Raw genomic sequence first — 10,723 nt, 5'->3', positions numbered from 1 at the left:
GACGGCGCACCCGGGCCGGCGGACGCGGTGACGGCCGCGGGCGAGCCCCGCGTGCCGGCCGAGCCGGCGGACGCCGTGACGGCCGCGGTCGAGCCCCGCGTGCCGGCCGAGCCGGCGCCGCCCGCGCTCCCCCACGGCGCCGACGAGATGCTGCGCCGCCTGCGCGACGCCGGGGACGCTCCGCTCTCCGAGGCGCAGCTCGCGGACGCCGACGTGCTGCGCGCCCTGCGCGACGCCGGGCTCGCCGTGCGCCTCAGCGGCCGGCTCTACGCGTCGGCCGAGGTCGCGGAGGACGTCCGCGCGCGGCTCGTCGCGCTCCTCGAGGAGCGCGGCTCCCTCTCCCTCGCGGAGGCGCGCGACGCGCTCGGCACCTCGCGCAAGTCCGCGCAGGCGTTCCTCGAGCACCTCGACCACGAGCGGCTCACCCGGCGCGACGCCGACGACCGGCGCCGACTCGTCCGCCGCCGGGAGATCGCGCGATGAGCGCCCGCGACGCGCTCCGCGCGCTGCCCTCGGTCGACCGCCTCGCCGCGGAGGTCGCGGAGCGGCATCCCGGCGTGACGCCGCGGGAGGCGACGGCGGTCGCACGCGCGGCGGTCGCGGAGCGTCGCGCGGAGCTCCTCGCCGGCGCCGACGGCGATCCCGACCTCGCCGGGCGGGCCGCGGCGCGCCTCGGGCCGAGCCTGCGGCCGGTCATCAACGCGACCGGCGTCGTCATCCACACGAACCTCGGGCGGGCGCCGCTCCCCGACGCCGCGGTCGAGGCGGTCGCGACGACGGCCGCGGGATCCGTCAACCTCGAGCTCGACCTCGACACGGGGCGGCGCGGCGGCCGGGACGAGCACGCCGGGGCGCTCCTGCGCGAGCTCACCGGCGCGCCGGACGCGCTCGTCGTCAACAACGGCGCGGGCGCGGCGCTGCTCGCCGCCGCGGCGCTCGGCGGTCCCGGCCGCGGGATCGCGGTGTCGCGCGGCCAGCTCGTCGAGATCGGCGGCGGCTTCCGCATCCCCGAGGTCGTCGCCCAGGCGGGAGCGCGGCTCGTCGAGGTGGGGACGACGAACCGGACGCGCCTCGCCGACTACCGCGCCGCCGTCGAGTCGGGCGAGGCCGACATCGTCCTCCGGGTCCACCCGTCGAACTTCCGCACGGTCGGCTTCGTCGAGGAGGTCGGCATCGACGACCTCTGCACGCTCGGCGTCCCCGTCGTCGACGACGTCGGCTCGGGCGCGCTCGCCGACCTCCCGCAGCTCGACGGAGAGCCGCCGGTGCGCGACTCGGTCGCGGCCGGGGCCGCGCTCGTCTGCTTCAGCGGGGACAAGCTCCTCGGAGGCCCGCAGGCAGGCATCCTCGTCGGGTCCCGCGAGGCGATCGGCGCCTGCCGCCGGCACCCGCTCGCCCGCGCGCTGCGGGTCGGCCGCCTGCCCCTCGCCGCTCTCGCCGCGACGCTCGCCCTCTACCGCGACCCGGGCCGGGCGCGCCGGGAGGTCCCGGTCCTCGCGATGCTCGACGCCGGGACCGCCGAGCTCGCCGAGCGGGCGCGCCGCCTCGCCGACGCCGTCGGCGGCGAGATCGTCGACGCCGTCGCCCGCGTCGGCGGCGGGGCGCTGCCGCTCCTCGCGCTCGAAGGACCCGCGGTCGCGCTCGAAGGCGCGCCCGAGCCGCTCGCGCACGCCCTGCGGCTCGGCGAGCCCCCGGTCGTCGGGCGGATCTCCGCAGACCGGCTCCTCCTCGACCCGCGGACGCTCCGCGACGACGAGATCCCGCTCGTCGCCGCCGCGGTGCAAGCCGCCCGCGGCGGGTAGAGGCGGCGCATGGTCGACGCCGTCGTCATCGGATCGGGGCCGAACGGGCTCGTCGCCGCGAACCTCCTCGCCGACGCGGGCTGGGACGTCGAGGTGCTCGAGGCCGAGGACGAGCCGGGGGGCGCCGTGCGATCGGGCGAGACGTGCGAGCGGGGCTTCATCCACGATCGCTTCTCGTCCTTCTACCCGTTCGCGACGATCTCCCCGCCGCTCACGTCGTTCGGCCTCGAGGAGCACGGCCTGCGCTGGCGGCGCTCGGACGCGGTCGCCGGACACGTCGACCCGGAGACCGGCGAGGTCGCGCTCATCGAGGCCGACCTCGGCGCGAGCTGCGCGGCGTTCGACGCGGCGGCGCCCGGCGACGGCGCCGCCTGGCGGCACCTCATGGAGAGGTGGCAGCGCCTCGAGCGAGGGTTCTCGCAGGCGCTCTTCACGCCGTTCCCGCCCATCGTCGCGACCGCCCGCATCGCAGGACGGACGGGCCTGCGCGACGTGCCGCGTCTCGCGCGCTTCCTCGCGCTCCCGGTCCGGCGGCTCGCCGAGGAGAACTTCCGCGGGCGCGGACCCCGCGACCTCCTCGCGAGCATCGCGCTCCACACCGACCTCTCCCCGGAATCCGTGGGCAGCGGCGCGTTCGGCTGGGTGATGAGCGCGATCGGCCAGAGCCACGGCTTCCCGATCCCCGAGGGCGGCTCGGGCCGGCTCACCCACGCGCTCGTCGCGCGCCTCCGCGCGCGGGGCGGGCGGCTGCGCTGCGGCGAGCGCGTCGTGCGCGTGGTCGTCGAGGGAGGGCGCGCGAGGGGCGTGCGCACCGAGGCGGGCGAGGTGCTCCGCGCGCGGCACGCCGTGCTCGCCGACGTCGAGGCGCGCTCGCTCTACCTCTCGCTCGTCGGCCGCGAGCATCTCTCGCGGCGCGTCGTGACCGACCTCGAGCGGACCCAGCTCGACCCCGGCACGGTGAAGGTCGACTGGTCGCTCGACGGGCCGGTGCCGTGGGCGAGCGGCGAGGCCGCGCGGGCCGCCAACGTCCACGTCACCGGCGGGATCGACGAGCTGAGCGTGACGTCGACCGAGCTCGCGACCGGCAGGATCCCGCGGCACCCGTTCCTCGTGGCGGGACAGTACGCGGCGACCGACCCGACGCGCCAGCCCGCGGGCTGCGAGACGCTGTGGGCCTACGCGCACGTCCCCCAGGAGATCGAGGCGGACGCCGCCGGCGAGCTGAGCCCCCGCTGGAGCGCCGACGACGTCGAGGGGTTCGCAAACCGCATGCAGGAGCGGATCGAGAAGGCCGCCCCGGGATTCGGCCGGCTCGTGCGCCGCCGCGTCATCGCCTCGGGATCCGACCTCGAGGCCGCGGACGCGAACCTCGCGGGCGGCGCGCTCAACGGAGGGACGACGCACCTCCACCAGCTCGCGATGTTCCGCCCGATCCCCGCGCAGCTCGGGCGCCCGGAGACGACGGTCCCCGGCCTCTACCTCGCCTCGGCCTCCGCGCATCCGTCGGGCGGCGTGCACGGCGCTCCGGGGCAGAACGCCGCCCGCGCGGCGCTCGCGCGGCGGGCGCCGTGGCGGCTCGCGCGCGGCCGTCTCGCGAGGCGCCGGCATTCCGACGATTGATGTGTGAGCGCTCCGCCGATCGGGAAGCGGGCGGTGCCCGTGACGACCGGAGCGGACACGCGTTCGACGTACTCCGACCTCGCGAGCGTGTACCTCCCCGTCGCGCTCGCGGTCCTGCTCATCGTCGCGCTCGCCCTCGCGGTCGTCGCGCTCCGATACCGCGCCCGTCCGGACCGCGCGCCGTCGCCCGTGCACCGGAAGCGCTCCCTCGAGGCCCCCTTCGTCGGGCTCCTCGTCGTCGTCTCCGCCCTCCTCCTCTGGCAGACGTACGAGGCCGTCGACGAGGTCGAGCCCCTCGCCGCCGCGCAGAGCGGGAGCGACCCGGCGGCGGACCCCGACCTCGTCGTCGCGGTCACCGCGTCGCGCTGGAACTGGAGGTTCTCGTACCCGGGCGGCGTCGTGCAGACGGCCGAGGGCGGCGACGGCGAGGCGACCCTCGTCGTCCCGGAGGGCCGCCTCGTGCAGCTCCGGCTGCGCTCGACCGACGTCGTCCACGCCTTCTGGGTCCCGGAGCTGCGCGTGAAGTACGACGCCCTGCCGACGGACACGAACGTCTTCGACGTGCGCTTCGCGCGCGGCCTCGACTACTCGACCTCGCGCTGCTCGGAGTTCTGCGGCCAGTACCACGACCAGATGACCTTCGACGTGGAGGTCCTCCCCCCGGCGGAGTTCGACCGCTGGCTCGCCGGCCGCCGCACGGGCGCGGGGGCCGCATCGTGATCCGAGGCCTCCTGTGGTCGACCGACCACAAGATCGTCGCGCTGCGGATCGTCGTCGTCGCCGCGGCCTTCTTCGCGCTCGCCGGCTTCTCGGCGCTCCTCATGCGCACCGAGCTCGCGACGCCGGATGCCGACGTCGTGTCGCGCGAGGGCTACGCCGCCCTCTTCACGATGCACGGCTCGACGATGATCTGGCTCGTCGTCATCCCGGTCGCGCTCGCGGCGTGCCTCTACTTCGTGCCGCTCCAGATCGGGACGTCGCAGATCTCCGGCGCGCGATGGGCGCACGCCGCCTCGTGGCTGCTGCTCCTCGGCGGCCTCGTCATGTGGTCGGGGTGGTTCACGACGTCGGGCCCCGGCCGCGCCGGCTGGTACTCCTACGACCCGCTCGCCGACGCGCCGCAGACGCCCGGCGAGGGCATGGACCTGTGGATCGCCGGCGTCCTCCTCGCGACCGCGGCCGGGCTCGTCCTCGGCGTCTGCCTCCTCCACACGATCGCGCGTCGTCGCGCGCCCGGGATGACGTTCCTGCGCCTGCCGGTGTTCACGTGGACCGCGCTCGCGACCGCGCTCCTCGTCGTCTTCTCGTTCCCCTCGGTGATCGCCGGGTTCACCTTCCTCCTCCTCGACCGCAACGGCGCGGACATCCTCGGGCCGATCAGCTACCAGCACCTCTTCTGGTTCTTCGGCCACCCGGTCGTCTACGTCATGTTCTTCCCGTTCGTGGGGATGGTCGCCGAGGCCGCGCAGGTCCTCAGCGGGCGGAGGTTCTTCGGCTACAGCTTCTTCGTCGTCTCGATCCTCGGGTTCACCGCGCTGTCGATCAGCGCGTGGGGGCACCACATGTTCACGACGGGGAGCGTCCCGACGAAGTTCTTCGCGCTCACCTCGACGGCGCTCATCATCCCGGCGGGCATCGAGTACTTCGACATCATCGGGACGATGTGGAAGGGCGTCGTGCGCTTCGCGACGCCGATGCTCTTCGTCTTCGGGTTCCTCATGCAGTTCCTCGTCGGCGGGGTGAGCGGCATCTGGGTCGCCTCGCCGACGCTCGACCTGCAGGCCCAGGACTCCTACGTCGTCGTCGCCCACTTCCACTACACGCTCGTCGCCGGCAGCCTCTTCGGGCTCTTCGCCGGCGTCTACCTCTGGTGGCCGAAAGTGACGGGGCGCTTCCTCTCCGAGACGCTCGGCCGCTGGCACTTCGCGCTCTTCGCGCTCGGCACGACGCTGACGTTCGTGCCGCAGTTCGTCATCGGGCACGACGGGATGGCGCGGCGGCTCGCGTCGTACCCGTCGGACGCCGGCTGGACCGGCTGGAACGTCGTCTCGTCGATCGGCTCCTATCTCATCGGACTCGCCTTCGTCGTCTTCCTCGTGGCGGTCGTGCGGAGCCTGCGCTCGCCCCGGACCGCGGCGGCGGACGCGTGGGGCTGCGGGATGACCCTCGAGTGGGCGACGCCCTCCCCGCCGCCGGCGCACAACTTCGACCGCGTGCCGCAGGTCCGCTCCTACGCGCCGCTCTACGACCTGCGCCGCCGGGCGCAGGAGCGGGACGAGGAGCGCCGTGAGGCGGTGGTGGGCTCGTGAGGAGCGGCGCCGTCCCCATCGTCGGCTGGGGCCTCGTCATCGGCGGCATCGACCTCGTCGGGCTGCTCGTCTTCGACCTCGACCTCCTGCCGACGCTGCTGCTCGGCGGGGCGGCGCTCGCCTGCGTCCTGTGGGGGCTCGCCTACGGCGTCGCCGAGCGCACCCGCCCGCGACGGCACGACGCCCCCGAGCTGCTCGTGGAGGGCTCGGCGGCGACGACGGTCGTGACGGCCGGCGTCGCGTTCGCCGTCGTCGGCGCCGCCGCCGCCGGCCCCGGGTTCTTCTGGCCGGGCGTCGGGCTGATCGCCCTCGGCGGCGGAGGGATCGTGCGGGAGGTCCGCGCGGGCCGCCGGCTCGTGCGCGAGGAGGGCTCATGATCCTCGCCGGTCCACTCGCCCTCGCGGCCGTCCTCCTCGTGCTCGTCCGCCGCGCCGACGCGTGGCCGGCCGGGCGGACGGCCGCCGGCCTCGCCGGCTGCGCGGCGCTCGCGGTCGCCGCCCTCCTCGACGGCCCCGCCGAGGAGCGACTGAGCGCGCACGTCGGCGAGCACCAGGTCATCGTCCTCGTCGCCGCGCCGCTCCTCGTCGCCGCGGCGCCGATCCGCCTCCTCCTCGCCGGCTCCCACCGGCGGACGCGGCGGGCGCTCGGGCGCCTCCTCCATCACCCCGCGGCGCGGACGATGAGCCATCCGGCGTTCGGGCTCGTCGCGTTCACCGCCGCGATGGCCGTCGTCCATCTCCCGGCCGCGGAGGACGCCGCGCTGCGCAGCGACGCCCTCCACGGGGCGCAGCACGCGCTGCTGCTGTGGGCCGCGCTCGCCCTGTGGGCGCCCCTCATCGCCGCCGATCCGCTGCCCCACCGCAGCGGCCCGGTGACGAAGTTCGCCGTCGGGCTCCTCGCGATGACCCTCATGACGATCGGCGGGGCCATCATCGCGACCGCGCCCGACCCGCTCTACGCCGCCCATCCCGACCTCGCCGATCAGCGCACGGCCGGCGGGCTGCTCTGGAAGGCCGGGATGGTCGCGTCGCTGCCGGCCCTCCTCGCGAGCGCGTGGTCCGCGCTCGCCGCCGAGGAGCGCCGCCAGCGGGCCCGCGACCTCCACGAGGGGGCGCCGTCGTGAGCGCGGCGCTCAAGCTCTGCCTGGCGGTCGTCCTCGCCGGGGTCGCGACGTGGACCCTCGCGACGCCGTCCTCGAGCGGCCAGGACGGCCCCCGCCCGCTCGGCGAGGGTCCCGCGCGCGGCGCGGCGCTGTTCGCCGAGACGTGCTCCTCGTGCCACGGGCCGGAGGGCTTCGGCATCGAGGGGCGCGGCCCGTCCCTGCGCGACGTCGGCGCCGCCTCGGTCGACTTCTCCCTGCGGACGGGGCGGATGCCGCTCTCCCGGCCCGACATCCAGCCGCGCCGCCACGAGCCGTTCTTCGACGAGGCCGAGATCCGCGCGCTCGTCGGCCACGTCGTGGCGCTCGGCGGCGAGAGCGGGCCCGCGATCCCCGACGTCCGGCCGCAGCGGGGCGACATCGCCGCCGGTCGCAGGCTCTTCGCCGACAACTGCTCCGGCTGCCACCAGATCGTCGGCCAGGGCGGCATCGCGCCGGGGCTCGTCGCCCCCGCGCTCTCAGAGAGCTCGCCGCGCGTCATCGGCGAGGCGATCCGGATCGGCCCCTACCTCATGCCCGCCTTCGGGGAGTCCCACCTCGACCGCGGCGAGGTCGACTCGATCGCTCGGTACATCACGACGGTGGCCCAGGACCCGCCCGACGAAGGCGGCTGGGGCATCGGGAACATCGGGCCGATCCCGGAGGGCCTCGTCGCGTGGCTCCTCGCCGGCACCGCCCTCCTGCTCGTCGCCCGCGTCATCGGGGAGCGCTCCGCATGAACCGGCTCCGCCGCCTCCTCTCCGCCTTGGCGCTCACCCGTGGAGCGCTCCACGCGCACGAGCCGCCGCCCGACCACGAGGCCGAGCAGGACCCGCGCGCGCTCGAGACGGGCGCGCCGCGCTGGAGCGAGAACGCCCTCGCCGGCCTTCTCGCGCTCGCCGGCCTCCTCTTCCTCGCCTTCGCCGTCCTCCTCGCGCGCTCCGCCGACACGCAGCTCCTCGGCGGGACGGCCGGCGGCGCCCTCGCCGTCCTCGCCGCCGCCTTCATCCTCGCCGGGCTGCGGGTCGCGCCGCGCGAGACCGCCGTCGAGGAGCGCGAGGTCGGCGGGCAGCCGGAGGCCGTCGAGGAGGACGAGGAGCTCCTCGCCGCCGGCGCGCAGGGCGTCTCGCGCCGCAAGCTCCTCCTCGGCGCCGCCGGCCTCGCCGGGACGGGCGCGACCGCGGCGGTCGCAGCGCCGCTCACGGCGCTCGGCCCGAGCGCGAGCGTCCTCGGCGAGGCCCCGTGGCGCGCGGGGATCCGCCTCGTCGAGGAGAACGGCAGGCCGATCAAGGCCGACGACATCGGCGTCGGCGCGTTCATCACCGCGTTCCCCGAGGGCGCGAACCGCAGCGAGCTCGGGTCCCCGCTCGTCCTCGTCCACCTCGAGCCGCAGACGCTCGACCTCCCGGACGGCCGCGAGGGCTGGGCCCCCGAGGGGTTCCTCGCGTTCTCGAAGATCTGCACGCACGCCGGCTGCGCGGTGTCGATCTTCCGCTACCCGACCTCCGAGGAGACGTCGTCGGAGCCCGCGCTCGTCTGCCCCTGCCACTACTCGACCTTCGACGTGCGGCGCGGCTGCGACGTCGTCGTCGGACCTGCGGGCCGCGCGCTCCCCCAGCTGCCGCTGCGCATCCGCGCGGACCGCACGCTCGAGGCGGCCGGACCCCTCTCGGGCGACGTCGGGCCCGCATGGTGGGGGACCGACCGGTGAGCGCGGGCCCCGACGGCCAGGACCCGGTCGGGTTCGTCGACGAGCGGCTGCGGACGGCGAAGCCGCTGAAGAAGGCGCTGCGCTACGTCTTCCCCGACCACTGGTCGTTCCTCCTCGGGGAGATGGCGCTCTACAGCTTCGTCGTCCTGATCGGGACGGGCATCTTCCTCGCCGTCTTCTTCGAGCCCGGCGCGACCGAGACCGTGTGGCGCGGGCCGTACGCGCCGCTCGACGGCGAGCGCGTCTCCGCCTCCTACGCGTCGACGCTCGACCTCTCGTTCAACGTCCCCGGCGGCCTGCTCATGCGGCAGACGCACCACTGGGCGGCCCTGCTCTTCCTCGTCGCGATCGTCATGCACCTCATGCGGATCGTCTACACCGGCGCGTTCCGCAAGCCGCGCGAGCCGAACTACCTCGTCGGGGTCCTCCTCCTCGCCCTCGCGATGCTCGAGGCGTACGCCGGCTACTCGCTCCTCGACGACCTCCTCAGCGGGATGGGCCTCGCCATCGGATACGCGGCCGCGATGTCGATCCCCGGCATCGGCGGCGCGGCGTCCGCGCTCATCTTCGACGGACCGTTCCCGCCGTCGGGCGGGGACTTCTTCCCGCGCCTGTACATCGTCCACGTCCTCCTGCTGCCCGCCGCGCTCGCGACGCTCATGGCGGTCCACCTCGCGATGATCATGCGCCAGCACCACACGCAGTTCCGCGGGCCGGGTCGCAAGGAGACGAACGTCGTCGGCACGCCGATGTGGCCGGGCTACGCGCTGCGCTCGCTCGGCTGGCTCTTCGCGGTCGCCGCCGTCCTCTTCCTCCTCGGCGGGCTCGTGCAGATCAACCCGGTGTGGCAGTGGGGGCCCTACGAGATCTGGGTCGGGGAGAACGGCGCGCAGCCCGACTGGTACCTCGGCTGGCTCATCGGCGCGCTGCGCCTCGTCCCCCAGGGCGACATCGTCCTCTTCGACCGCACGATCGTCCCGAACCCCTTCTGGGGCGGCCTCTTCTTCCCGACGATCGTCTTCGGCGTCCTCTTCCTCCTGCCGTGGATCGACCGTCTCCTCTTCACGAAGGACGATCGCCACCACCACCTCCTCCAGCGCCCGCGCGACAACCCGCGCAGGACGGCGTTCGCGACCGCGTTCCTGTCGTGGGTCTTCCTCGTCTTCTTCTTCGGCGCGACGGACCGGCTCTACTACAGCCTCGAGGTCTCCTACGAGGCGCAGCTCTGGGCGTTCCGGATCGTCGTCTTCATCGCCCCCTTCGTCGTCTACGCGGTGACGAAGCGGTGGATGTACGCGCTGCGCCGCGAGGACGAGCACCCGCTGCGAGCGGTGCAGGCCCGGGTCGTGACGCCCCCGCCCGTCGAGGACCCCGAGGCTGCGGACGACCGCCCGCGCGAGCGCTCCTCCCACCCCTCCTGACGTTCCTCACGCCTGGCGTGAGGAACGTCAGGGGGGGCGGATGTTTCGTCGCCGCCGGAACGGACAAGTGAGGGGCACATGGCTTCGCGTCCGTCGCGCATCCCGCCGCTCCTGCGCCAGCTCACGGGCGCGGATCGCCTCGGGCTCGGCGCCGCGGCGAAGTCGAAGCGCTCCTCCCGGCTGCGACCGCGGACGGCGGACGAGGAGGCCGACCGCGTCGTCGGCTCGATCTGCCCGTACTGCGCCGTCGGCTGCGCCCAGAAGGTCTACGTCAAGGACGAGAAGGTCACCCAGGTCGAGGGCGACCCGGACTCGCCGATCTCACGTGGCCGCCTCTGCCCGCGCGGCTCGTCGTCGCGCTCCCTCGTGACCTCCCCGACGCGCGCGACGAAGGCTCTCTACCGCGCGCCCCACGCGACCGATTGGGAGGAGATCGACCTCGACCGCGCCGTCGACATGATCGCCGACCGCGTCATCGACACCCGGCGGCGGACGTGGGAGGAGACCGACGAGGACGGCTCGACCCTCCGGCGCACCCAGGGCTTCGCGCACCTCGGCGGCGCGACCCTCGACAACGAGGAGAACTACCTCATCAAGAAGGGCTTCTCGGCTCTCGGCGCGATCGCGATCGAGAACCAGGCCCGCATATGACACTCCTCCACGGTCCCCGGTCTGGGGACCTCGTTCGGGCGCGGCGGCGCCACCACGTTCCAGCAGGACCT

Annotated in this window: 10 protein-coding genes and 1 pseudogene; all 11 read left to right on the top strand. The window is 75.0% G+C overall.

The features are described 5' to 3' along the window. Positions 1 to 483, top strand: a 483-nt coding sequence (locus ACME2J_RS21065; RefSeq protein ID WP_495546913.1) for a SelB domain-containing protein, incomplete at its 5' end; no start/stop codon positions are given. Continuing rightward, positions 480 to 1,802, top strand: coding sequence for an L-seryl-tRNA(Sec) selenium transferase (selA, locus tag ACME2J_RS21060; protein WP_495546912.1), 1,323 nt, complete (start codon positions 480 to 482; stop codon positions 1,800 to 1,802). The genes ACME2J_RS21065 and selA, both read left to right, overlap by 4 nt. Positions 1,803 to 1,811: 9 nt before the next feature. Next, positions 1,812 to 3,422: a phytoene desaturase family protein gene (locus tag ACME2J_RS21055; protein WP_495546911.1), complete on the top strand. Its 1,611-nt coding sequence runs from the start codon at positions 1,812 to 1,814 to the stop codon at positions 3,420 to 3,422. Between the two features lie 3 nt (positions 3,423 to 3,425). After that, a complete protein-coding gene (locus ACME2J_RS21050; protein ID WP_495546910.1) occupies positions 3,426 to 4,142 on the top strand; it encodes a cytochrome c oxidase subunit II in 717 nt (238 codons plus the stop codon). Beyond that, the gene (locus ACME2J_RS21045; protein WP_495546909.1) at positions 4,139 to 5,731 is read left to right on the top strand and encodes a cytochrome c oxidase subunit I; all 1,593 of its coding nucleotides are present in this window, start codon (positions 4,139 to 4,141) and stop codon (positions 5,729 to 5,731) included. Before ACME2J_RS21050 ends, ACME2J_RS21045 begins: the two co-directional genes overlap by 4 nt. Further along, complete coding sequence (locus ACME2J_RS21040; protein WP_495546908.1) at positions 5,728 to 6,108, top strand: hypothetical protein; 381 nt, start codon at positions 5,728 to 5,730, stop codon at positions 6,106 to 6,108. Before ACME2J_RS21045 ends, ACME2J_RS21040 begins: the two co-directional genes overlap by 4 nt. Further along, on the top strand, positions 6,105 to 6,854 hold the full coding sequence (locus ACME2J_RS21035) for a cytochrome c oxidase assembly protein (protein ID WP_495546907.1): 750 nt from the start codon (positions 6,105 to 6,107) through the stop codon (positions 6,852 to 6,854). The genes ACME2J_RS21040 and ACME2J_RS21035 overlap by 4 nt, the downstream gene beginning before the upstream one ends. Next, positions 6,851 to 7,609: a c-type cytochrome gene (locus ACME2J_RS21030; protein WP_495546906.1), complete on the top strand. Its 759-nt coding sequence runs from the start codon at positions 6,851 to 6,853 to the stop codon at positions 7,607 to 7,609. The genes ACME2J_RS21035 and ACME2J_RS21030 overlap by 4 nt, the downstream gene beginning before the upstream one ends. After that, positions 7,606 to 8,580, top strand: coding sequence for a Rieske 2Fe-2S domain-containing protein (locus ACME2J_RS21025; RefSeq protein ID WP_495546905.1), 975 nt, complete (start codon positions 7,606 to 7,608; stop codon positions 8,578 to 8,580). The genes ACME2J_RS21030 and ACME2J_RS21025 overlap by 4 nt, the downstream gene beginning before the upstream one ends. Further along, positions 8,577 to 10,001, top strand: coding sequence for a cytochrome bc1 complex cytochrome b subunit (gene qcrB / locus ACME2J_RS21020; protein ID WP_495546904.1), 1,425 nt, complete (start codon positions 8,577 to 8,579; stop codon positions 9,999 to 10,001). The genes ACME2J_RS21025 and qcrB overlap by 4 nt, the downstream gene beginning before the upstream one ends. A gap of 78 nt (positions 10,002 to 10,079) precedes the next feature. Beyond that, positions 10,080 to 10,723 (top strand): annotated as a pseudogene (locus ACME2J_RS21015) (formate dehydrogenase); the annotation flags it as partial.

The sequence above is a fragment of the Paraconexibacter sp. genome, assembly GCF_059438195.1.
The sequence above is the reverse complement of the archived record's forward strand: the minus strand, read 5'-3'. Positions and strand labels throughout refer to the sequence as shown.